The sequence below is a fragment of the Rhodocytophaga rosea genome (assembly GCF_010119975.1).
GTDB lineage: Bacteria > Bacteroidota > Bacteroidia > Cytophagales > 172606-1 > Rhodocytophaga > Rhodocytophaga rosea.
The window spans coordinates 2990406-3013738 of sequence record NZ_CP048222.1 but is presented as its reverse complement, the minus strand read 5'-3'; the positions used below and the strand labels follow the sequence as shown (position 1 = coordinate 3013738).

General features: G+C 32.0%; 22 protein-coding genes and 1 pseudogene. 5 read left to right on the top strand and 18 right to left on the bottom strand.

Annotated elements, in window-relative coordinates:
- Positions 1–33 precede the first annotated feature (33 nt).
- From GXP67_RS12610 to GXP67_RS12565, 10 genes are all read right to left on the bottom strand, one after another.
- Positions 34–795, bottom strand: a complete 762-nt coding sequence (locus tag GXP67_RS12610; RefSeq protein WP_162443442.1) for a hypothetical protein — start codon at positions 793–795, stop codon at positions 34–36.
- Positions 767–1375, bottom strand: coding sequence for an IS630 family transposase (locus tag GXP67_RS12605; protein WP_232064508.1), 609 nt, complete (start codon positions 1373–1375; stop codon positions 767–769). The genes GXP67_RS12610 and GXP67_RS12605 overlap by 29 nt, the downstream gene beginning before the upstream one ends.
- A gap of 5 nt (positions 1376–1380) precedes the next feature.
- A complete protein-coding gene (locus tag GXP67_RS12600; protein WP_162443441.1) occupies positions 1381–2652 on the bottom strand; it encodes a helix-turn-helix domain-containing protein in 1272 nt (423 codons plus the stop codon).
- Positions 2653–2984: 332 nt separating this feature from the next.
- The gene (locus GXP67_RS12595) at positions 2985–3770 is read right to left on the bottom strand and encodes a hypothetical protein (protein WP_162443440.1); all 786 of its coding nucleotides are present in this window, start codon (positions 3768–3770) and stop codon (positions 2985–2987) included.
- 49 nt (positions 3771–3819) lie between these two features.
- Positions 3820–4086, bottom strand: coding sequence for an HNH endonuclease (locus tag GXP67_RS12590; protein ID WP_162443439.1), 267 nt, complete (start codon positions 4084–4086; stop codon positions 3820–3822).
- Positions 4087–4194: 108 nt separating this feature from the next.
- The gene (locus GXP67_RS12585; RefSeq protein WP_162443438.1) at positions 4195–4452 is read right to left on the bottom strand and encodes a hypothetical protein; all 258 of its coding nucleotides are present in this window, start codon (positions 4450–4452) and stop codon (positions 4195–4197) included.
- Between the two features lie 8 nt (positions 4453–4460).
- On the bottom strand, positions 4461–5501 hold the full coding sequence (locus GXP67_RS12580) for a WG repeat-containing protein (protein ID WP_162443437.1): 1041 nt from the start codon (positions 5499–5501) through the stop codon (positions 4461–4463).
- A 210-nt stretch (positions 5502–5711) separates the two neighbouring features.
- Positions 5712–7112 (bottom strand): SNIPE associated domain-containing protein, encoded by a 1401-nt coding sequence (locus GXP67_RS12575; RefSeq protein WP_162443436.1) that lies wholly within the window; start codon positions 7110–7112, stop codon positions 5712–5714.
- Positions 7113–7580: 468 nt separating this feature from the next.
- Complete coding sequence (locus tag GXP67_RS12570) at positions 7581–7949, bottom strand: hypothetical protein (protein ID WP_162443435.1); 369 nt, start codon at positions 7947–7949, stop codon at positions 7581–7583.
- Between the two features lie 308 nt (positions 7950–8257).
- Complete coding sequence (locus GXP67_RS12565) at positions 8258–8815, bottom strand: hypothetical protein (protein WP_162443434.1); 558 nt, start codon at positions 8813–8815, stop codon at positions 8258–8260.
- Between the two features lie 85 nt (positions 8816–8900).
- Here GXP67_RS12565 and GXP67_RS12560 point away from each other — a divergent pair, with 85 nt between their 5' ends.
- Positions 8901–9137, top strand: a complete 237-nt coding sequence (locus tag GXP67_RS12560; RefSeq protein ID WP_162443433.1) for a helix-turn-helix domain-containing protein — start codon at positions 8901–8903, stop codon at positions 9135–9137.
- 175 nt (positions 9138–9312) lie between these two features.
- Here the strand turns inward: GXP67_RS12560 and GXP67_RS12555 are convergent, their stop codons facing one another.
- The 5 genes from GXP67_RS12555 to GXP67_RS12535 all read right to left on the bottom strand — a co-directional run bounded on the left by GXP67_RS12555 (position 9313) and on the right by GXP67_RS12535 (position 13187).
- A complete protein-coding gene (locus tag GXP67_RS12555; RefSeq protein ID WP_162443432.1) occupies positions 9313–10170 on the bottom strand; it encodes a hypothetical protein in 858 nt (285 codons plus the stop codon).
- A gap of 486 nt (positions 10171–10656) precedes the next feature.
- Positions 10657–11289 carry a helix-turn-helix domain-containing protein gene (locus GXP67_RS12550; protein WP_162443431.1) on the bottom strand — a complete coding sequence of 211 codons (633 nt, stop codon included), beginning with the start codon at positions 11287–11289 and terminating at the stop codon, positions 10657–10659.
- An 80-nt stretch (positions 11290–11369) separates the two neighbouring features.
- Positions 11370–11675, bottom strand: a complete 306-nt coding sequence (locus tag GXP67_RS12545; RefSeq protein ID WP_162443430.1) for a helix-turn-helix domain-containing protein — start codon at positions 11673–11675, stop codon at positions 11370–11372.
- A 255-nt stretch (positions 11676–11930) separates the two neighbouring features.
- Positions 11931–12344 (bottom strand): hypothetical protein, encoded by a 414-nt coding sequence (locus GXP67_RS12540; RefSeq protein ID WP_162443429.1) that lies wholly within the window; start codon positions 12342–12344, stop codon positions 11931–11933.
- 99 nt (positions 12345–12443) lie between these two features.
- Positions 12444–13187, bottom strand: coding sequence for a hypothetical protein (locus tag GXP67_RS12535; RefSeq protein ID WP_162443428.1), 744 nt, complete (start codon positions 13185–13187; stop codon positions 12444–12446).
- A gap of 277 nt (positions 13188–13464) precedes the next feature.
- Here GXP67_RS12535 and GXP67_RS12530 point away from each other — a divergent pair, with 277 nt between their 5' ends.
- Positions 13465–14436: an XRE family transcriptional regulator gene (locus GXP67_RS12530; protein WP_162443427.1), complete on the top strand. Its 972-nt coding sequence runs from the start codon at positions 13465–13467 to the stop codon at positions 14434–14436.
- A gap of 109 nt (positions 14437–14545) precedes the next feature.
- Here the strand turns inward: GXP67_RS12530 and GXP67_RS12525 are convergent, their stop codons facing one another.
- Complete coding sequence (locus tag GXP67_RS12525) at positions 14546–15934, bottom strand: site-specific integrase (protein ID WP_162443426.1); 1389 nt, start codon at positions 15932–15934, stop codon at positions 14546–14548.
- A 479-nt stretch (positions 15935–16413) separates the two neighbouring features.
- On the opposite strand from GXP67_RS12525, the gene GXP67_RS12520 reads away from it, so the two are divergent.
- Both GXP67_RS12520 and GXP67_RS12515 read left to right on the top strand, forming a co-directional pair.
- Positions 16414–19362 (top strand): zinc dependent phospholipase C family protein, encoded by a 2949-nt coding sequence (locus GXP67_RS12520; protein WP_162443425.1) that lies wholly within the window; start codon positions 16414–16416, stop codon positions 19360–19362.
- Between the two features lie 155 nt (positions 19363–19517).
- Positions 19518–20084, top strand: a complete 567-nt coding sequence (locus GXP67_RS12515) for a hypothetical protein (protein ID WP_162443424.1) — start codon at positions 19518–19520, stop codon at positions 20082–20084.
- Between the two features lie 302 nt (positions 20085–20386).
- On the opposite strand, the gene GXP67_RS12510 is transcribed toward GXP67_RS12515, so the two are convergent.
- Both GXP67_RS12510 and GXP67_RS12505 read right to left on the bottom strand, forming a co-directional pair.
- Positions 20387–21543, bottom strand: a protein-coding gene (locus tag GXP67_RS12510) for an IS3 family transposase (protein ID WP_162442990.1) whose coding sequence is annotated in 2 segments (ribosomal slippage) — positions 20387–21291 and positions 21291–21543 — 1158 coding nt in all. Because the reading frame shifts where the segments join, the coding sequence is not laid out codon by codon here.
- Positions 21544–21664: 121 nt separating this feature from the next.
- A pseudogene (locus GXP67_RS12505) lies at positions 21665–22902 on the bottom strand (IS3 family transposase).
- A 48-nt stretch (positions 22903–22950) separates the two neighbouring features.
- Here GXP67_RS12505 and GXP67_RS38280 point away from each other — a divergent pair.
- A complete protein-coding gene (locus GXP67_RS38280; protein ID WP_162447900.1) occupies positions 22951–23052 on the top strand; it encodes a transposase in 102 nt (33 codons plus the stop codon).
- The last annotated feature ends 281 nt before the right edge of the window (positions 23053–23333 follow it).

Sequence of the window (23333 nt, the reverse complement as noted above, 5' to 3'; positions counted from 1 at the left end):
GCACTGTATTTCCTAAATTGAGGTATTAAGATGTTATTTTCTATAATACTTTCTAAAGGCAGAAATTATTTGAATAATAAAGAAAGCAGAAAATATCCTAGAAAAATAATCTAATGACTTAGCAATACTGCAATTTTGTAGACCAGATTGAATATCTGCTAACTTGTGAACCGGGTCTAAAAAGTAGAATATGTTACCCCAGTTATTAACTATTACAAAGTTAAACCAGTTTTCTTCTAAAGAAGAATTGTAACAGTTGTAGTAGATGATTGTTTCAATTACTATAAAAAAGACTAGGGCAGTTACAAATAACAACCACATAGGTCGCCACCAATTCAGTCCAAATTCATTGGTATATTTGCTTAGTAGAAATACAATTTTTTCCTTCCATTCACCTTTTCTAAGTTTTAAACTTTGCCCATATGCATCCATTTCAAGTTGTTCAAACTGAAGAGACTGTACCTTATCAGCTTTTTTCTCAGATTGTATCTTTAGCTGTCTGAAAATTTCGATCTTTTGAACTAAACTTGTCTCATTAAGGGTAGTATTCCAAGTTACATTATTAGTTTTAACCTCTTCAATATTAGTGTTGGTTAAATTAAAGATGGAAAATGATTGAAAGTAAGTATTAAAGATATAGGCCTTTCCCAATGATGACTCTATTATATCCACTCTTGCCTTTGTAGAACTTGGACGCAGGTTTAGGATTTGAAGGATTCTAGAATTAATTATCCTAAAGAATTTCAACTCATCAACTACTAAGTAATTAAACACAATTAAGTATAATATTTTCATCTACTTCAAGTTTTTTAAAATCAAGTTTAAAGTAAGTACCCAATCCTGAAAAGATGGTATAAAGTGCCTCCTTAAGCGCTTCTACAGACAGATAGTCTTCGGCTTTGAGCCAATGATATTTCACCTGCTTCCAAAATCGTTCGATCCTGTTAAGATGAGGACTATACTTAGGCAGCAAAAAGATGTATAATCCTTTCTGTTCCCATTCTTCTTTTTTGACTTCCCATAGGCCACATGTATGCCAGGAGGCGTTGTCTAAGACTATGACAGTAAACTTGGAAATAGATGTTGAGAAGGCCTCTACACATTCAATGATAAAGTCAGCGTTTAGACTCCCACTTTTCTGATAAGTAAGCAACTCATTATTTGTACTTAACAAGCCAAATACATTTATCCTTGTACTTCTTTGGGATAAAATAGGGGCGTGTTCGCCTTTTTTGATCCATCCATAAGGTACACAAGGGGTAAGGCAAAACCCTGATTCGTCTCCAAAATATAAATCTATACTGCCTGTCTGTGCCAAATAAAGCAAAGCATGTAATCGCTTGACTTTCTGCTCATATGCTTCTTTGTTTTGCAATGGCTTTATCCATTTACGGAAACGTTTCCATCGGTAGTCAATTTTTTTAAAAACCGCTTCAAGGTCATCTCACTCATAGCCGTGCCTAATTTAGCTTCTATCTCTCGCTTAGCTAATTTAAGTTGTTGTTTTTCTTTCTCTATGCTATTTTCCACTACTTCAACATGGGTAGCATTACTGGTAGTAAGGATGGGTTTTCTGCCTTTCCCTTTTTGGTTCTTTAACCCTACCACACCTGTTTTCTCAAAGCGATCAAACCACTTATAAATACTTAACTGACTTACTTGAAAAATGCTTGCTAACTTCTGTACTTGATAGCCTTGATTGGATAACAGTATACATTGGCAACGGTTACGTTCCTGATAACTTTTACTATCTTTATGAATCTTCTCTAAGTCTTGTTTTTGCTTGTCTGTAATCTTCTTGATATAACGCATAAGCAAAGATACAATTTGCCAAAATCTTATACTTAATTGTGTACTCTTACTTATACTATCGAAAGTTATACTTCCTTTATTAATAGTGCTTTTTTCGAAAAGCAATTTTTTAATTTTGAAGTTTAGTACGTAAATATTTGAATCAAAATTTCTTAAAGTAAATCTGTTTATTTCATCATAAGATCTCAATTGATGTCCCAGATTATCATGCGCTGCAAGTGTAAATTCTATACATTCAATAGGGCCTCTTATCTCTAAGTTTTCAAATGTGTTATTGTAAATACTCAAATAATCAAATTTTCCTTTTGAAATTATAAATTGACCAAACTTATTGGGATCACCAGATTCGCCTATATATAAATGTTCACAAATATTATTATTTAATTCGATCAATGGTATATTACAACGCCCTATGCTAAAAATGTAAAAGGTACAATCAGAGATGATTATTTGTTGAAAATCACAATCTCCTAATGAAAGTGATCTAAAAACGCAATTTTTAAATTCAAATCGAAAATTAACACTTAAAGCTCCAAAACTTATATTGTTGAAGTTGCAATTTTCAAAACGCAACAGAATTAATTCACAGGGAAGTAAATTTCTAATTAAAGAATTTACTTCTTTAGTTTCTTTAGGCAGAAAATCTACAGAGGTAAATCTGCAATTATCAATAGTTAATTCAGATTTACCTAAACCAACTGTTGGATCCAGCGTAAAATGCTCAGTAATTTCTAATTTTTCAATCTGAGCAACATAGTTTTGGGTTTCTTTATGCAGTTTATCTATAAATTCATTGGGAGTACATTTTTGGTAATTATTATCTTCTTTATCTTCTCTCATATTAGTCTAATATAATTCACTAATAATGTTAGTATTGAAACTAATGTCTCCAAGTAACCAATATTTCCTGGCAAATATTAGTTGATTTTGGACACATAAAAATAATTTTATACTTCCCTGAAATATGATATTGTAATTGTGAGCTATTTGATTTAATAGATTGCTTTTTAATGCTATCGTAATCAAATTCTTTGTTGTGGTCCATAAAGCAACTGTTAGCCAAAGGTAAAAATCAGATTCATTTTTTATCTGACTCAGTTTGATTTATGGTCTCTTTTTTATCCAATAAAATTACCGGACAAGTTTATCATATATCGTATGATAATTGATTATCAAAAAGATGAAAACTTTACAATCTTTCCATCTTTTACAATCAAATTATTTAAAAATCCAATATTATACTTTCCATCTGGTGCAAATTCCATTTTAGTTTCTCCTAGCCCTCCTGTCTTCTTAATATAAACCGTATCGCCCCTTTGTATATCAAGATACTCCTCTTGCTCAACAATGATCTTACCTAAATTACTATTATATTCATATGCAACTAAAACTTTATGAATCTTACTATCTTTTACAACCCACCTGCGTAGATCATCTTTTACCTCTAAAATACCATCAGAAACATTCTCACCATCAATGGACACTCTTGTATTCTTTAGACTGCCTATACCATCATATTCATTTAATTCTAATAAATATCCGGTTTTAAGGTCTTTTACAGTAATATTTTGCTTTTGGTAATAAAGTTTTTTAAGATATTTTGCAGCATCTAGGTCAGGTATCAGTGTCTCATTAGCTAAAATCCAATGATCTTCTTTAAAACCATCCTTTTTTAGAACCATAACACCCGGGCATACAAAGTTTTGATTCAGTAATACTTTGTCGTCTATCCTGTCAATAAGTAATGACTTAGCATAAGATAGATATTCCCATTTACCAATTTTAACTTGTCCATTAAAAGACATAATTAACTGGCCATCTCTTTTAAATATATATTTCTGTTGGTTGTTGTTTTCATCTATTATTACCCAAGGATGGTCAATAAAGATTTCTATCTTATCTAATGAAGCACTATATTCCTTTAATCTTGGAATTAAATTGTTGATATAATAATTCATAAATTGATGTGATATCTATAAAATTTATTCTTTTGTTGTTTCAACCTTATTAAACTTTGTTTTCCAATTCCTTTTTGAAATCGATCAAATTTATTCTAGCTACTCTTTTAGAAGACATTTGTTTATGAATAGCTGTATGGCAGTTAGGGCAAAGCAATACAACATCTTTTTCTGAGGTAATTGTGTTTACAGAACTTTTTCTTAGAGATAAGGGTGTAATATGATGGAAATCCAAGAATTCTGATGGATTAATATTATAAAAATCATAAGGTTTTAACTTACATGTAGAAAGCCAGAGATTTTGAATATAATTCATTCCAAATGATGTGTTCTTTTACATCATACTGCTGCAAATACCCATTGAATGGACAAGCACTTATTTAATAAAACCAGTTTACTATTGTCTTTTATCTCTTATAGGATATTATCTATATATTGTTTCCAACAATATATCCTCATCTATTCCCTCTGCCTGATAAATTTCGATTTTGGATATATCCTCATCATTTTTCAAAACTTCTTGAGCAATAGTGATTATTTCAAAAAATGTTTTACTTGGGCTTATTAATCGATTATCTATGAAAAATGTTCTGAAACTTCCATTTTTGTATACTAAAATCTTATTATATGGATAATTGTTCCAAAATGGTCTATCCAATAAATATTGTTTGTAATGAAGCATAAGAATTTTTATTTGGAGGGATTAAAAATAAATTTACCCTTATTGTTAATATACCCCCAGCGATCACCAATTCTAACTTTTGCTAAGCCGTTATTAAAATCCCCTGCTGATTCAAATTGTTGTTCAATAACTACTTTGCCATCCTTACTAATATAACCGTAACCATTTGCAACATTAATATCGGATGCATAAACTGCTAAACCCTCTGAAAAATCTTCTGCCCAGGTCAATTTTGGCTCAATAATTATATTTCCTGTTCTATCAATGAAACCAAATTTATCATTATCAAATTTAACTTTTGCTAAACCTTCTGAAAACCTTGAGGTTTGCCTTTCATATTTTGGTTTTATAATAAAGACGCCCTTTTTATTTATATATCCATACAAATAGTTTACTTCGACTAATGCCAATCCTTCAGAAAAAAAGTCGGCGTCATCAAATTTAGGCTCAATCACTATTTTACCTAGTCTATCTATATAACCCCATTTATCATTAATTTTCACTGCGGCTAATCCTTCAGAAAAATTCCATGCATAGTCAAACTTTGGTTCAATTATAATTTTTCCGGTTTTATCTATATAACCATGCTTGCCACCTTCATATGAAATGTATCCATTGCCTTTATCAACAAACTGTCCTCCAATTTGTACTACAGATAAGCCTTCGGAGAAATTACTATTGCTTCCTGGAATAGGATTAATAATTATTTTTCCAGTATTTTCTATAAAACCTCGTTTGCTGCCTAATTTAATATTTGCTAATCCTTCTTCAAAACTTCTAGCATGATCAAATTGAGCACTTATTATTAATTTATTTGACTTATTTATATACCCCCAATTTTCTCCAATGGCTACTGGAGCTAATCCTTCTGAAAAGTCTCCAGCACCATCGTAGATAGGTTCAATTATGACTTTTCCAGCTTTATTAATGTATCCATGTTTAGAGTTAACTTTAATCACGAAAAGATCTTCATCAGCTACTTGCTCTTTTTTGAGAGTATAAGAGAATAGAATAAAAATTAGTAAAGCCTTAATAATCTTTCTTGACATAGAAATTTTAATTATTGCCTTTAGAAAGGAGTGGTTAAATGGTTACTCCAATCATAGTCTAAAAGATAAATATGATATTTTTTATTTGATTCATAGAGTAAATCTTCAAGAGACATTACAATTAGTCTCATATTAATACCTTACAAATAGTCTTATATTAATATAGGACTATTTATCTATTAAAAAACAACTTAAATTCACAATGAATGATTAATTCAATGAAGAAGGAAAATGTTGTAATTCTTCTTGTGCTTCTTGCGCTATCTTCACACCTTTTAAATTCCTAATAGATTGTGTTTCTCGATATTCTTTTGCTTCTGCTATTTTAGTAATATGAAAGTCTAGGTTAAGTTCTTTGGCAGTTTTTTCAATATCTTCTATACTCACATTAAAGAACTCCCTTTTGGAATTAATCAGATTAACCCGTTTATGGTCGAATTTCTTATGTAAAATATTCTCTAATTCAGGAGCATTTTCTGAGTAAATAATGGCGTGAACATCAAAGTCGAATGGAACCGAGGCATCTCCTAATTCTTTCACTCTATCTATTGGATCAAGCCTTCGGGTCATACCAATCTTGTACACATCCGAACCAAATGAACCAATATTTGAAATAATATATACATGACCGGATTTAGTTAATTGCGCCTGAGATATAGCTCTTTGCTTTTGCTCTTTGGCCAATCGTAAGCTTTCTTCCAGTTCCTTAATTTTACTATTAAGTATGTTAAGTTGTCCTCCAGTTGCCTTTTCTAAATCTATTTTAGCCTTTTCTAATGCTTTCTGATACCTCAACTCATCATCTTCAGCTTGTTTTTGTAGTTTTTCAATTTCACGTAGTGCTTTCTCCTCTTCACGCATTTGTTCTTTAATTCTACGCTGCTCCTCCCTTTCTTTGTAAAGTTTTTCTTCCAGTTCAAATTCTAACCTCAACTCATCCAGTTTCAACCCTAAATATTCTTTTGTTATGGATATTTGATTAGTTGAGCCAAGTTTATTAATCGCCTCATACGCTTTTTCAATCCGAGCTAACATATTGCTGATATTATTCCAGCTTACTTTGGATATAGCAGCATCACACTCACCATTAAATGCCCTTAACATCAACTTAGAAGCTTGTTTGATCATCTTTTCTCCCTCTTTCGCACTACCACCTACTTGCCATTGAACAGAACAATGAGCAGCCTTATCAGCCTTAATTAATGCAGATTGTCTTTCACGGATCTTTTCTAATTTCTTTTTGAATTCCTCAGACGTATCGTAGTTGTAATGCGGTTTATAGAGGCCGAAAGAAATATTCTCAAGACTTTCTTCAACAATGGATATTTCCTTTAATAAACCTTCAAATACATTCCTTTTAGATTGATAGTCCTTATTTAATTGTTCATTTTTAGCTTTATATTCTATGTCCAATGAATTTATCTTTATGCCAAGATTCGCTAATTCTTGCTTTCTTATCTCTACTTCACTTTCCACATTGATAATATCTTTGTAGCGGTCTTTTACCTGCTGAAATTCATTGTTTAGCTTACTAAATTTTTGATTTCTTTTGAACACTAGGTAGACCAGCCCTACAATAATTAGGATTAGTACAATTACTGCAATAGTCATAAGTTTATCTGATAAAAATTATTATAAAAAGAAGCTAGAGGTAGAATATCTACTCAGTTAAAAATTAGCTAATTATTTAAGATTACCACTCATTACTAAACAAGTAGCAGGATTAAAGACGCCAATGTAGGGGTTTGAGGAAAGTAAGTTAGAAAGATTTGAAATACAAAAAAATACCTAATTTTAGGTATTTATCACATAAGTTGTTCGTTTTGTAATCTCTAAAAAGCGTAATCGATAATCTTTATTATCTGAAAAATATATAATCTTAATTCTTTATAGTTTACCCCATAAAACATTTACAAAGTATATCAAAGTAATCCCTAATTAGTATTTGCCAGTTTTTGTTTTCTAATGCAATAATTAAATTTCATTTAAAGTATTACCGGTAAGAGCGGGGAATTTTTGTTTTAAACGTGTTTATTTCAATCCGACTGCCAGAAATGATTTGATATTGGAGGGAAAGAATTAATTCTCATATATCGTTTTTGTTGTGGTAGCCCAATAATTATGAACTGCTTTTACTTGATCAATAAAGTACATTATCTTTTCTTTTTGATCAGGATTGCGTTTTAGAACTCCAATCTCTGAGAGAATGCTATAGAATCTCTTTCCTGGTATATTACTTGCTTTTCCGATTATTATAACGCTAAGTATAGGTCGATTTTCCGAGAACTCATGGTTTGCAATATCCTCTAAAATCTTAGTTATTTTGCCTCTATCACTTCTTTTAGCCATATCTAAACCTAAGTTACAAACATCACTTAATTCTTGATAATTAATTAAACTTCTATTTTTAGCAAGTCCGATTAAATAATCTCTTACTTTGTGGTTCATCGTTAAAAAATGATATTAAAACAGTAGAAAAGCCGAGAAGAAGGGCAGTAATTTATAAATATCTCAAATACGAAAAAATACCTATAATTAGGTATTTTTAGTTTATATACAACTAATAGAAGGATATTATATGACCTTTGATTTAAGAAATTAATTAATCAACTCAAATGTCAATATGTATTTTATGTAAATGAAAAAGGCCCAAATAGGGCCATATTATAAATGGTTAGCGATAAAATATATTAAAATGCCTGCTACTCATTATCAATTTTCAAAAACTAGGGCATCAATTTAAAACTAATTAAATGCTACTTTGTTCCCACATTCTTATCTACCCATTTATGCAGATCGTGAATTTTTTTATCATAAGATGCAAGTGTATATCCTCTATTGTAATGGTAAATGATTTGAAAATACTTTTCACCCTTCACATAGTCGAAGCTTGCTGATGATCCATTCATATCATATTCCACAAATTTTTTGAATCCTGATTCACTAAGTTGCTTGCTTATATTATCAAATATTTGTGCATCATTGTCATTTGTATAAGTTATGTGGAATAGCCTCAAGATTCCACTTGCAGTATATCCAAGATAAACTATATCCAAAAGTTCTCTATTAAAATAAGCTGTAGATTGCAGCTTTTCACTTCCATATAGATAAGCCTCATCTATATATTCTTTGGCATGGCCTTTCAAAACCTTATCACCTTCCTTATATCCATGCTTCAGCAACCAGTCAATAACAACACTTTTATCCTTATACTGAAAGTTTTGAATCTGATTAACAGTTAATGTTTGACTAAAAGCAATTGTGCCCTCAAGTACAAATAAAATCAATATTACAACCATTCTTATCGAACTCATATATTGTTACTAGGTTAATGTTATTATCCCTAAATAACGCATATATGCTCTAATTATAAAAATTAATTCTATCCTATTTGCCTATGTGATAGGCATAAAGAATACAGCTTATTTAAAAGCATTTGGAAGACATTTGCGCTCGATACGGGAATCAAAAAAGATTTCCCAGGAGAACTTAGCTCTGGATGCGGGTCTATCACTTAGCCAGATCGGTAGAATAGAAAGGGGAGAGATCAATCCTACAATATGCACGGTACTGGTGCTTGCACAAACTTTAAAGATTGAACCAAAAATATTATTAGAGTTTGAATTCAATATGTGAGTTTATTTACACTTTATACTGCTTATAATCAAATCTTTTATCAATTCTGGAATCTAACTCCATCTTAATTTAATATTTAATTATAACCGTTTTAAAATAGACAGGAAAAAAGCCAGCTTTTACTAAACTGGCCTTTTTTAATAAAAGAATTTTACACTAATAAGTTTTCTAGAAGTTACTTAATATTAAGTTCTGTTACTTTTTCCCTATAATCATTCTTTCTACACTCTTCAAGTATAAAATCAATTATTAATTCTGACAACTTCCTATTTCGGTTTTTATTGAGAAGTATTCTGTAGCCAGGTATTATTCTCGACTTAGAAATCGTATTTGATAATTGTGGGCCAGAAAAGGTCAGTAGTTGTGTAATGCCATCTACAAGTTTCTTTTTATAAATATCAGGATAGTTTAAAAGAAAATAAGGTGCTTGCCAGTATTTGAACCCCTTTTCTCGCTCTTTGTCTGTCGTCAGTTGATAGCATATGGCTTTAGCTAATATCATAAATTTACAGTCTAACCCTCCATGTAATGCATTATACTCAGGATACTTATAGTAAATACTATCAATTACAGAAGTTAATTTCTTTACTAATATTTCTTTGTTTCTTATGCAGTATTTATAATCAAATAATTCCTCCACTTCATCGGCTTTAGTGGCTTTTTCCACCACTTGAGAATAATTATTTTCCTCTAACTCATCCATATCTACAGAATAATTGGTTTCAGCATTAGAAGAACCTGGTGATTGCCATTCAATGAACTTATCTGAGAGTTTATATTCATCCAGATTATTTGAGTTTTTAATTAATATTCCTTTAGTTTGTAAACTTCCCCTTGCAGTTTGAACAAGTATTGAATCGCACCCCATATAACGCCTGATTGTTACAAGGGGTAATCTATGCCACTCTTGTTTTTTACCTACTGTGTAATAATAAAATACACAAGCAAAAATGTACTGGTATAATTGCAGATTCAATTCTGAATCAAAATTTGGATGGATTATAATTGATTTTTTATTTGAATTCTTTTTCATAGATATAAATATTAACATTTACGAGTAGTATTAGCAAAGGCGCTATAAAGGAGTAGTATTCTTGTTTAAATAAGCGTTAGCAGATTATATGGCTTTACTGCGCAGGTTGTAGTTTATACTTGGAATCGCGTCCTTTAACGCGATAATAAAAGTACCTATCATACGCATAGCTTCCTTCTAGTACAAAATCATATTTTAATTAGCATTAATAGAATTGTCCATCTTAATTTTTGAAGATGAAGGGAACGTATTAATGTTTTCCTTGGATGTTTAAAGCTATCTGCAAATAATAGATAGTTTAGTAGAGATCCTGGAGGAAATCTAGGCACCCAGTTCTATGCTTTCTACTACTAATCGGATACTTATTTTCATTCTGTGGTAAAGAAGATTTATTCTGATGAGAAGGAGTTAAATGAGATAATCTAGTTTCTATAAATTTATAGATATCTGAACAATTGTAATTATTAAAAATTTAAACGTCGAAATTTATTTCGACCTCTTTTTTTTCGTATTTCTTTTTATATCTATTTCTCTTTTTAAATAGCCCTTTTTTATTCCTTTATTATTATTCACTAATTCCAGTGCGATCTCCTCACTAAATCCAGTAAGACGCCTTTCACTGGATTTAGTGATACCCGACTCACTAATATTAGTGCTACCCTCTATGGAAGCATTCACTGAATTTAGTGCGAGCTTATGTTTACTTGCTTCCTTCTTATTCAGATTATGCTCCTTCAGGTTGTAACTTTTAGAACTACTTTTTTTCTTAATTACTACCTCAGAATCTAATAAGGTAAGTACCCGGTTAGTCCCTTTATAGGAGGTTATCATTGTACTTGACAGGTACTTTCGCTCAACTAAAGACTTGATAAGGCGAGATATTCCATTCTCATGGATGCCAATCCGTTCACTGAAATACGCATTCGTAGCAAAACACTTCTTTTTATCTTTATTAAAGTTATATACCACAGAAATAATAATCTTTTCCTGTGTGTTCAGGTCGTCATTAAATAGGACAGAGTCGGGTATCCATAACCCTTTAGAATTTTTTTCATGCTCAGAAGAAAATTCATCCTTTGGATCGTTTTCTTTATGATCTCGTTTGGGTAATTTAGACATGTTATTTGTAAGTTAGTAATAGACAAAGTATTGAAGTGGGAGGCTGCAACCTCCCCTTTTGCTTTTAAGGAAATTTAGTTTTAAGATTTACTTCCAGACAGGACTTGCTCGATAGTCTTCCTTGCATACAAAGACCTTCTTCCGATCTTTTCAGGAACTAACTTTTCTGTTTTATTCCAATTATGAAGGGTAACAAGCGAAATCTGCAATAATGCAGCAGTTTCTTTTCTTGTTAAATATTGTTTCTTGTCTTCTGAAAGAGCAACCTGTAATTGAGGTGTAAACTTTTGTAGTTCCTCAAAAACGGTATCTGCTAATAATTGCCTAAGATCTTCTCGTGAAATAATAATGTACACAGATGGTTGGATAGGAGTATTGAGGATCATACTTGTAGATCAGTAAATGTTACAATAAATACAGTCTGAAGGCAACGCCTTTGTACGATCTTTACTCCTATTCCCGTAAGAGAAAGGAAGTCTTTAATCATTAGAATTAAAAACCACTGTAAATTTACTTTTTAAAGAGTAAGGCTGAAACAGCTATCGAATAATTGTACAATTATTCAAAACATGCTCATTCCAAGCATATATTAATAGAAAAGTCATTCTATTTTGTCTACAAGTATTAATTCATAACATAAATCAAGTGTAAAAACAATCAAACAGTTTGCTTACTAAATCATGTTCTAAAAAATCCTCGATTATATCCTCTTCAAAAGACCATGGTGTACGACTCTTTCTTATACCTACTAATAATAAATGTTCATCTATTTTACTTTTTAAGAAATTTATTAATTCAATAGGTGAATCTACAATACACTCGGGGAACATGCAGCCATTTATAGTAATAGAATGTTTATCCTTATTGCGATTTTCCAGATAAATAATTTTATACATAGCTAAATCAATATCTTCTATATCATATTCTTTGTAATGACTATATACAGAAACTAAAATTGCTATCAGTTTATAGAGGTAGTTTACTTTCAAATTTTCATAGAGATAAGAGCCTTCTTTATCATAGTCAGAATGCTCAACATATTTAATAATATACATTACCTTAGTTTTTAATATTTATATAATTGTTAATAAATAGCTATAATTCAGCAGGATATAGTTAAATGATATAAACTTTTACTGCCTTAATAGGTAAGCTCAACTTGTATTATGTAAAATATGTAAGGATTGGCTATAGCTATCTTGTAACCGTTCAGAGAAGTGCTGTTTGAAAATCCGGTCTTTTTCTGACCTGACTGGTCCTCTAATAGTGGTGCCTAAAGTAGCAATGAAGTAGTTAATGCAATTGAGGTAGAAGGACTCTTTAATAATTTCCGAAACTAATGGTTCATGCCTGAGAAAGTGCCTGATAGATGCACCTACAGAATTATGTGTTTGATGTCTGTTTTCGAATTTTGATTCAATCCGAATATATTCTTCCTTCTTTTTGTAAAAAAGGATTACCCTTGCTGACCTCCTGATATCTTGATTGGTATGAAAGTAAAATCCATTTTGCAGATGCATTTCACCTTTGAAATAGGATGGCTTTTTTAAATGTACTGCAAATTTCCTTGTACTGTATTCTGTATGAATATTAGTAGTAAGATGCAGCCTGGTAATTCTGAACTGGCTAAAATCTAATCCAGTTAAACCCGAAATAATGACTAGTGCCTGTTTTGCTTCTTCAATTCCTGCGACTTTGAAATTGTCTCCATGAATTAGTTTCGGTATGCTGAAACGAATTGATGTTATTCCATGTGCAAATGAGAAAATAAGATCGCTTTTATTATAAGTGAAAATATAATGGCGTTCCCTGTTTATATATTGAAGATTTATTTTGAGTTTTATCTCATCATAGTGATTGCCTGCTATATGAGCTTTGATAGTATCATAGCCGATCATGATTGGTTAAATTTTAGACAATAGAGTACCATTAAGGGAGTTGCGAGCTCCCTTTTTTATTGTTTCAGACTTTTTACAGTGATTTGTTAAAAGACGTGTGCTGACTATTTTTAATAAGTGAATTAATTCGTAGAACTAACAAGTGTTTTCGAAAGGCAAGTATTTTAGTATCATAGGAGAAATAGGATATAAAGCGTTATTTTAAGTATATAATACAAATATAATCAAAATTATTGACCGGTCAAGAAAAATAGTAATTTGTAGACAAAAAAATATTATGGGAAGAGAATTGATAGGTTTTGGAGAAAGACTTCGCCAAATGCGCGAAAAAAGAGGTATTAGTCAGCAAAAATTAGCTGATAAATTAATTGTTAAAAGAAATACAATTTCAAATTATGAAAGTGAGACAAGTTATCCATCTTTTAGTATTTTGATAGAAATAGTCAACTTTCTTGACACAAGTGCAGACTATTTGTTAGGGATAAATCAACTTAGTGTTGAAGAAATTCAATTGAACGATCTTGATAATCAAGCCTTACTTAGTGTAGAAGAAAAAAAAGTTCCTAATGAGAATTATATAGAAGATAGGGAGTATGACTTGGAAGAGTTAGGTGAAACTTCCATATCTAAAATAGCCATAGGAGGAGATTTAGAAACCTATAGCGTTGCCCGCAAAGAGAAGCTTTCAACGGAAATAAAACCAATGATTGTCACAATTGATAATGAAAACAGAAAGAACATTGTAGTTATATCTAACCAATATCTTACAGCTTATCCAACCCATCATCATGAGACTAATTTTTTTAATGATTTACCTGTTTTCAACTTGCCATTTCGGGGAATGCGTACGGCTAATCTTAGATGTTTCCAGGTAGCAGATTCAAGTATGGCAAATACTGTTTTTGAGAAAGATTTCATCGTGGGTGATTATTTAGAAAATTTCTGGTATAATATTAAGGATGGAGATATTTATGTGATTGTTACACATTCTAGTGTTTTAGTTAGACGCATTGTCAACCATAGCCAGAGCCGCAATAAATTTGTTTTACTTACAGATAATCCAGACTATCCAATCCAAGAACTAGCATTAGAAGATATCCTTGAAGTGTGGCATATGGTTATTCATCTATGCTTTAGCCATAAACGGAGATCTATTCATGACAATAGTAATGTTATTGGTTATATGCAAGCTGAAATTTTAGCATTAAGAGATAAGATTAAAGATATAGATGGTAAAATGAATAAATAAAAAGCTGTTAGAATAAAAGGCTCTAACAGCTTTAAATCAATTTAAATTATTCTGGGGTTACTTATTCCAGTTTTTACTTCTAATGAGTTATACCCATTTTAATCCTGCTTTACGACGCGATCCTAATCGAAGAACCATTCCAGACCTTATCAAACATTTTCATCTTATAATTCTTGTCGGTAAAGTTGATGTAACGGGCAAAACTTTTGAAATCCTTATGACCGCTGCATTCCATCACTAATTCTGCCGGTAAGCCGTTCTTTAAAGCTTCTGTAATGAAAGTCCTTCGCATGACGTGAGAGGAAATAAGCTCATACTTAGGTAGTCTGCCAATAAACGTCTTTTCTCCGGCTATCATCTTATAAACATCCATATAGTTGTTAATACCCGCTAACTGACAGAGTTCTTTAATGTACTCATTGAATTTCTGATCTGAAATGGTAGGTAGGAGGGTAGCATATTTACCTTCGTACTTTTTAATGATAGCAACTTTTTCTGCGCGGATTGGAATAATTAAATGTTTTGTGCTGTGCTTGATGGTCTTTTTAGCAATGTACTTGATAAAATAATTACCCTCTTCGATAAGAACATTCTCCGCCTTTAACTTTAACAGGTCAGATACCCTTGCGCCGATTTCTACTCCAAATAAAAATATATCCCGTACCCGGTCTAATTTTTCATTCTTCAATAAATCGAGAGAGGTAATTTTTGTTAACTCATCAGAATTTAATGTAATGATGGTATCGTCTTCAAATTTTAAGGTTTTAAATTCTTTATAGGCAACATTTTGATGTAAACCTTTCTTGTAGGACCAGTCCATGAATGTTTTAAGGAATTTAACTGTATTACCGACAGTATTATCCTCTAATCCTTTCTGCATGAGTTTACCTTTCTTATAAGTATATTCAGTTGAAAGGTACTGGCATAAACGGTTATAAAAGTTTTTATCCAGGTTATCGAAGGCAATAGAGAAGCGTTTCGCCTTTTCAAAGTCCTTTAGGTGTTTGATACAGATCTTATATTTTGCTACCGTTGAACCTGTTACTCGCTCTTTATAGACAGCATGTTTAGACCTTGCCTCGATGAAGTCTTTTTCAAAGCACTGGAAGAATGATTTGGCAGTAATGACTTGTTTCTTGGTTAATCCTTCTAATGCCTCTCTAAGCTGTGTTAAAGTGGGTATAATCGATTTTAATCTGAAACCTGAGTAAATCTCCATGATCTGCTTTTCTAAGGCATCTAACCGAAGATTATCTGTTTGCCTGCTTGCTTGTGATTTAATGCGTTGCTTGGCAGGATTCCATAGTTTAGATAAGATCTTAATTTCTGTATTATAAATAAGCAGGTTGGTCTTGTTGTACCGGAAACGGAGTTCAATAAAGGTCTCTTTATTTGCAAGTGATTTGTTGAATTCTTCAATTGCTTTTTTCTCTTCTGGAGTGTGGGTTGGTTTGAGACCCTTTTTAAGATTGCGGAGATAAAAATTTACTATTGACATAAGTTAACTTGTTTAAAATGAGTAGTTAACCTTCAGAAGAAATTATGAGAATAGGTACACTTCAGTAGTAAATTTTATAATATAAATGTTACTTAGAGCAAAAAATACCTAAAATTAGGTATTGACAATCAATTTAATTCTTTGTAAATCACAACAATTAATCTGTATTATTTAATATAAGTGTAAGTATATCTACTGATGTCACAAATTAACTAAGTTCTATTTCTTCTGCTCTGAATTAGTATAACAACCATTCAATTTAACGAGTTGTAAATGCCATTGCATTTATAGTATAGTCTAATTTCTCTTTTGAAGAGAAGAGAAAAAATTTTCATTGGTTTCCTAATTCCCTCTTAATATCAAAAAATAGTAATGATTTAGTTACCCTAAGGCAGAATATTAGTTAAAAATTATCCTACGAAAATAATAATCAATTTAAATATAATTATCCCTTATAAAAATATAAATCTTTTTATATAATGAGAGCACTATACATAAATTATAGATTTTACCTTTGTCTGTTTTTTACATTTTCTTTAATTGAGTTACCTGGCACAGCTTTTGGTTGGTCGCTTAAAACTCATATATGGATTGCTCAACAAGTATTAAATGATATACTTGATGATGGGAAAATCAGAGTTTTAAATAAAGACTATCCTGTTCCACCGCATATATTGCTAGCACTTAAATCGAATCCTCAGGTTTATAGAATGGGGAACTTAGGTCCAGATATTTTTCCTGACCCAATTGTAGGCCAAATAACTACTCACCCAGGGTTAGAAGGTGGATGGCAAACAGACCAATGGCTTAACCATTTGCTTGTTTCTGCTAAAACTCCGGAAGAAATAGCAATGGCATATGGTTTTATTTCGCATGCTGCCGGTGATATTTTTGCTCATACTTATGTAAATAATTATGCTGGTGATATTTTTTATTTGCTTGATTCAGAAAGAGATGTCGAATTGAGGCATTTTGTTTTAGAAAAATATATAGAAAGATTGACCCCACATCCTACCGATTTGGAGGGCAGGGCAATAAATTGGAACGATGACTTGAAAGTATCAGCACCCTTTATACGAGATCAATTAATACTAAACAGCGAAGTTTTCAAACAATACTTAAAATCAAAGACAGGATTACATTTATCTTCAATGTATGGAGTGCAAGTAGGAGTACAAAATTTGGACAATGAAACTACTAAATTAATTTCACTATTAACTGAATGGGGAGCGAAATATTTTAAGCAGCAAATTGATTTACAATTGGACTTAGCAACTGCAAAAACTGCAATTATTGCAGCAGAAGCTGATTTAAATCTTCAAAAAGAAGTATTAAAGGTAAAACAAGCTGCTTATGATGCCGCTCTTTCTGCCTTAAATGAAGCTAAAGATATTGTTAAGAAATACCCTGAGATAATAACACATAATGAAGTTATTCTAGCTGAACAAGCCAAAGTTGCTGCAGATTTATTAGCAGAAAGCGCTAAGGTTGTAGCTGAAGTCGAAACAACTGTTGCAGGTTTAGAAAAAGAAATTGGTAATCTACAAAGTAGATTAGGAGGTGTAGTGTGCGATGTTGTTAGTAGTATTCCATTTGTTGGAGATATATTGGGCGAAGGCTGTGATATTATAAATGATTTAAATAACCAAATTTCAGGCTTAAATAGAAACATAGGTATAGCTAAAGAAAGAGCTGCCGTAGCAAGGCGAGCCGCGGAAGTTGCATCAAACGCTCGGGATGAAACAAAGAAAAAAATCGATGAACTTACAAATAAATTAAATCAATCAGTTAAAGGTCTTGCTGACCTAACTTACCAAGTAGCAGTTTCAACTGCTGAAACAGACATAAAAATTCAAAAAAAGGCTTTAGAAAAAGCAGAGGAAGTATTAGAGAAAGTTAAAAAACTGCAAGATGAGATTAAAAATAAATTGGATATTCTTGATCCTATAATAGATGAAATTAAAAAGGCCATAGATAAATACAATTTAATTACAGTGTTAATTAGGAATTGGTCCTCCGGTATCAAAATTGCCTCTGAAGAATATATAAAGGCAAGTCATAATGCAGGGTTAAAGATGCTAGATAATAATGGTAATCCCGTTGATGATTATTCACGATGGTACAAATGTTATAGTAGTGTTTTTACTGGAGTACCTATTCAAGGAAGTGAGGTAGGATGTTTTGTTGAAGACAATCTTAATAAGATTAAAAACGAATATAATAAATTCTATGATGGCTTACCAACTATATTACGCTGGCTGATTAGTCCAACAAAAGAAGCTACTGCCACAGGATACAAAAAAATTGAACCAGAACTTGAAAAGGCAAAATTTCACTTGGCAAAGTTACTAACAGATAAGCAAACGGCAGAATTTTTAATGGTATTAACAAACCCACATAATACGACAAGAGAGAAGCTTAATGAAGTTTATTCAAAAGATGAGTCAAAAAAAATGCTTCTCATCTTTGATGATGTAGCAAAATTTGTGGAAAAGGATCTTTCTATAAAGGATGGAACTCTAAATGTGAATACATTTTACCCTTTATCTCATTCTGTTGTATTAGCTAAATTAGCGTTACTTGATCCAGCTACTATTAACACTATCATAAGCGATCTAAGTGGTGGATATTCTTCACCTATTTTTGGAAAAGAAGTGTATCATTCAAATGAAACTAACTTTTCTATATTAATAGGAGCTATTAAAAGTATTGATGGAAATCATCAATGGCAAGCATATGCTTTACCTTATCCTCGGCGTAATAACACCAAATCTTCTCCTGAATCATTTAATTATGGCTATGATTATTATAAAAATAAATCTAAGGGCTTTAAAATTTGGATTGACCCATATTTGCGAGAAAAAGTATTTGGCTCTCTTTTTCAGGGATCGGTATTAGGAGCCTTGGGTGAACGAGTAGAATTACAATATCCTAAATATAAATTCCCCGAATGTGCCCAATATCTTTATCCTTCAACTCAGAATGAAGAAGGTATTATTAAGTTAGAAGATGTAACATGTAGAATGCTTACTAATCCAAATCTTGCAATAAACGATAGGTTAAATTATAATCCAAGTCAGTACAAATTTATCTATCATCAATGTGATACTGTTATTTTGGGAGATAAGCATTGGACAGTAATTGCCTCTTACTTTAACAAAAAAGATACGGAAGACTTTAAAACTTATTTAGAAGAAAAATTCCCAGATATTCATACTGTTGTTTGGGCCCCTGACAATTCTAATAAATATTGGACTCTAATGATGGCATCATGTACTTCAGAAGTAAGAGCAATAGAGGCGAAAGATATAGCCATACGTAGAAATATAGCAGATGATGCTTTTATATGGAGTCCGAGATATCCTTGGAAATTACCAAATAATGAAAAGAAAAAATTACAAAGATTGAAAACAAGTGTTAATCGTTAAATATGGTTTTGGTTGTATGCTGCAATCAATGGAAATGTTAGCTTCATATTCTGTATATTAAAGATTTCTATTAATATGAATTATGTAAAAACTGGTAGCTGTAATGTGTTAAATTAACGAGAATGCTAAAAATGAAGATTAAACTACTACTACTAATGACACTACCCTTAATTTCTTGTTATGGTCAAGATTTAAGTGAAAAACAAGTAATTGAAAAAGTTTTTGAAGAGTATTTTGAAACAGTTAAGAAAAAAGACAATGCTTCTACATTGGAATATTTACACCCTAAAATTTTTGATAATTTATCTAAGGACAAACTTATGCAATCATTAGATAAAATGAAATTAGATACAACTATGATTATGAACTTCGAAAATGCTATGATAAAAAGTATTTCCAATGTAATAGAAGTTGATAAAGTAAAATATACATTATTGAAATATAATTTTAAACTAAAAATACAAATTAATAATAGTTTAATTTCTGGAAATGGAACCGGAAAAGATAATTCTATCTATCAGCAGTTTAAAGCTAAATATGGAGAGGAAAATGTAAAATACGACCCAAAAGATAATACTTATAGTATTGATGTAAGCAGTTCAATGTATGCAATTAATGATATCCAATATATAGGCTGGAAATTCTTAGAGAAAAAAGATAATATGAAAAATATTATTGATAAAGTAATCCCAACAGAAGCTTTAAAAGAATTAGAAAAATAATTAAACCATAATTCTAATTCATTTTGATAAACTATTTGAATAAAGGATTAAAAAGCAAAGTATAGCTTGAATTTTCATATGTAGTTTTTCGATAGCTGCTTATAAATCTTTTCGGATTTTTTTATTTAAAATGTAAGATATTCGATATTTTTTCTTGAATAGAAATATTCAAAGTTGTATGGAATTTTTATTAAAATTAAGAAATTGTTAATGGAAGGCGAAGGTGAGTACTTCTATATATCATTGGCTGTATTTTTAACTTAATAACCAACTGGGTTTCCCCCCTTATTACGAACTTTTAGTTAAGCAGCAATTTTCAATGATTGGTTTACTTTCTCGTACTCCTCAGGACTTAAATAACCTAAGGAGGAATGCCTTCGTTTTCGGTTGTACCATACCTCTATATATTGAAAAATATCTTCTTTTGCTTCTATCCGGCTTTGATAACGCCGATGATGTATCAATTCTCTTTTTAGCGTGGCAAAAAAGCTTTCTGTAGGGGCATTATCATAACAATTCCCTTTCCGGCTCATACTACAAACCATACCTGCTCGGTCAAGTAATTGCTGATAATCTTGGCTAGCATATTGAGATCCTCTATCTGAATGATGAAGTAATCCATCAGGAGGATGACGTGTTTGAGTAGCCATTTGTAATGCTCCTATTACTAATTTTCTGCTTAAATTTGCTTGCATAGACCATCCTACTATACGTCTGGAAAATAAATCCAGTACAACAGCTAAATATAGCCATCCCTCTTTAGTCCACACATAGGTAATATCAGCAGTCCATTTCTGATTCGGAACTGTTACTTTAAAGTCCTGATTTAATTTATTATTAGCCACCGGAAGCGAATGTCTGGAATCGGTAGTAATCTTAAATTTCTTTTTCCATTTTGGCTTTATTCCATTCAAACGCATTAGCCGAGCTATTCTTTTTTCTCCATACTTGAATCCATTTGCTTTTAAATGAGCGTGAATCCGGGGACTGCCATAGGTTTGCTTACTTGCTTGATGTATCTTATGGATCTCTTTAAGTAACTGCTTATTTTCTTTTGTTTTCTCGCATTCTTTCTGCTTTCGCCAAGTGTAATAACCACTTTTGGATACCTGCATCGTTCTCAATAATGCCAAAAGTGAAAACTGCCCTCTATGTTGGTGGATAAACAGGTATCTTACTGAGGGCGCTTGATGAAGATACCCATTGCCTTTTTTAAAATTTCATTCTCCTCTTTTAAACGAGAGACTTCTTTCTTTAATTGATACAGTTCTTCATCTTGGGGCTTCCCCTTGCCGGGAAAAGCTTTTTCGCCATCCTGCATTGCTTGCTGCTCCCAACGAGCGAGCATACCAGAAGTGACACCTAATTCTCTGGCAACTTGACTTTTATTGCCATTTTTTTGCAATAGCCTAACAGCCTGTTCTTTAAACTCTTTTGGATATGTTTTTCTATTAGCCATCCCTGTTATTTGTTTTGTTGGTAAATTAAGGATTAGCTTAACTTTTAGTACTTTTTAACGGGGGAAGATCAGTTTTTGAATATATAGAAATTGGACTTGCAACAAAATTGTGGACAATAAATTAAGCAACTAACACATATTGATTTAAAAGTTGCTCCATCTGGGCTGGTGTTCTATATCCCAGAGAGGAATGCAGTCTTTTCCTGTTGTACCAGATTTCTATATATTCAAAAACAGTGGTAGCCGCTTGCTGCTGATGGGCAAACTTATAATCATATACACATTCCACTTTCAGGGTCTTAAAGAAGCTTTCTGCGACAGCATTATCCCAACAATTCCCTTTTCGACTCATGCTTGGCTTAATAAGAGGATATGTACCTAATTCTTGCCTAAATTCATCACAGGCATACTGTATACCCCTGTCTGAATGAAATATTAGAGGTTGGATCACGGGCCTGTTTTTTATAGCCATTTTTAATGCTGCTATTGTCGTCTCTTTGGCCTTCATGGTTTTACTCAAGGCGAGAGCCAATAATCTTTCTGTCTGCCAAATCCAGTACCACCGTAAGATATAGCCAACCTGTAATGGTTCTGATATAAGTGGACCCGATGCTGACATCGTCTGCAGGTCCATGTCTGATACCCAGGCCTGACCTGTTGCATTAGCTGTAAAATTTCGATCCAGTAGATTTTCACTCACCGGATAGCTATGCTTTGAATCCGTAGTGACCTTATACCTTTTAATTCTTTTTGCCCTAAGCTCAGCCTGCTTCATTAAGCGGGCAACCCTGGGTCTGGAAACTGAAATGTTATTCGCTTTCAAGGCTTTACTGATTCTTGGGCTACCATAGGTCTGGCCACTCTCCTTATGGATCACTCTGATCTGTTGAAGAATTTCCCGGTTCTCTGTAGCTCGTTTAGATGGCTCACTGTTTATCCATCCATAATATCCACTTTTACTTACTTGAAAGGCTTTGCACATCTTCTCAATGGGGTATACAGTGTGATTATCCTTTATGAATTGGAATATCTCCCATCGTTCCTGGAAAAGATGCTGACCGCCTTTTTTGGACCTGCCTACGTTGTGAGCATCGGCTCCATATCCCTTTCCATTTCTGCATCCTTTAATGCCTTCTTTAGACGGGCTATTTCTGCTTCTTCAGGGGTTTGTTTTGGTTTTCCATGGCCAGGAAAACTTCCCTCCCTCTTGTCTAAAAACTCACGGCGCCAGCGATAAATCAATCCAATTTTGATATCCAATTCTTTAGCCAGATCTACTAAATTTTTTCTGCTCTTACTAAGTTCAACAGTCATTAGTTTGAACTCCTTGTCGAATTTTCTTCTTTGTCCCATTTTCATTAAGTTAAGTATTTTCTCTTAACTTAATGTCCACCCAAATGTAGCAAGATCAAAATCTGGTACAACAGGAAAAGACTGCATTCCTCTCTGGGATATAGAACACCAGCCCAGATGGAGCAACTTTTAAATCAATATGTGTTAGTTGCTTAATTTATTGTCCACAATTTTGTTGCAAGTCCATTCTCCAGATACTCTTTTTTATAAATCACGCTTGTAAACATAGCTTATCTCCAAATAAATTCACAAGTGGAGTTCCCACTTAAAAAAAGTTGAAAAAGTGCAGGTGTAAAATCTATTTTTTAAGTTAACAGAAAGGGGAATATTATATAACTTAGCTCATGGAGTTTTAATCTATCAACTTACCTATAGATTTTCACAAATAGCTCTTATCTTAATGTCCACTTTTTCGAGAGAGACTGAGGTGTACCCTG

Coding starts and splice junctions, on each gene's coding strand:
- GXP67_RS12610 (WP_162443442.1), bottom strand. CDS start 795: ATGAAAATATTATACTTAATTGTGTTTAATTACTTAGTAGTTGATGAG.
- GXP67_RS12600 (WP_162443441.1), bottom strand. CDS start 2,652: ATGAGAGAAGATAAAGAAGATAATAATTACCAAAAATGTACTCCCAAT.
- GXP67_RS12595 (WP_162443440.1), bottom strand. CDS start 3,770: ATGAATTATTATATCAACAATTTAATTCCAAGATTAAAGGAATATAGT.
- GXP67_RS12590 (WP_162443439.1), bottom strand. CDS start 4,086: ATGAATTATATTCAAAATCTCTGGCTTTCTACATGTAAGTTAAAACCT.
- GXP67_RS12585 (WP_162443438.1), bottom strand. CDS start 4,452: ATGCTTCATTACAAACAATATTTATTGGATAGACCATTTTGGAACAAT.
- GXP67_RS12580 (WP_162443437.1), bottom strand. CDS start 5,501: ATGTCAAGAAAGATTATTAAGGCTTTACTAATTTTTATTCTATTCTCT.
- GXP67_RS12575 (WP_162443436.1), bottom strand. CDS start 7,112: ATGACTATTGCAGTAATTGTACTAATCCTAATTATTGTAGGGCTGGTC.
- GXP67_RS12570 (WP_162443435.1), bottom strand. CDS start 7,949: ATGAACCACAAAGTAAGAGATTATTTAATCGGACTTGCTAAAAATAGA.
- GXP67_RS12565 (WP_162443434.1), bottom strand. CDS start 8,815: ATGAGTTCGATAAGAATGGTTGTAATATTGATTTTATTTGTACTTGAG.
- GXP67_RS12555 (WP_162443432.1), bottom strand. CDS start 10,170: ATGAAAAAGAATTCAAATAAAAAATCAATTATAATCCATCCAAATTTT.
- GXP67_RS12550 (WP_162443431.1), bottom strand. CDS start 11,289: ATGTCTAAATTACCCAAACGAGATCATAAAGAAAACGATCCAAAGGAT.
- GXP67_RS12545 (WP_162443430.1), bottom strand. CDS start 11,675: ATGATCCTCAATACTCCTATCCAACCATCTGTGTACATTATTATTTCA.
- GXP67_RS12540 (WP_162443429.1), bottom strand. CDS start 12,344: ATGTATATTATTAAATATGTTGAGCATTCTGACTATGATAAAGAAGGC.
- GXP67_RS12535 (WP_162443428.1), bottom strand. CDS start 13,187: ATGATCGGCTATGATACTATCAAAGCTCATATAGCAGGCAATCACTAT.
- GXP67_RS12530 (WP_162443427.1), top strand. CDS start 13,465: ATGGGAAGAGAATTGATAGGTTTTGGAGAAAGACTTCGCCAAATGCGC.
- GXP67_RS12525 (WP_162443426.1), bottom strand. CDS start 15,934: ATGTCAATAGTAAATTTTTATCTCCGCAATCTTAAAAAGGGTCTCAAA.
- GXP67_RS12520 (WP_162443425.1), top strand. CDS start 16,414: ATGAGAGCACTATACATAAATTATAGATTTTACCTTTGTCTGTTTTTT.
- GXP67_RS12515 (WP_162443424.1), top strand. CDS start 19,518: ATGACACTACCCTTAATTTCTTGTTATGGTCAAGATTTAAGTGAAAAA.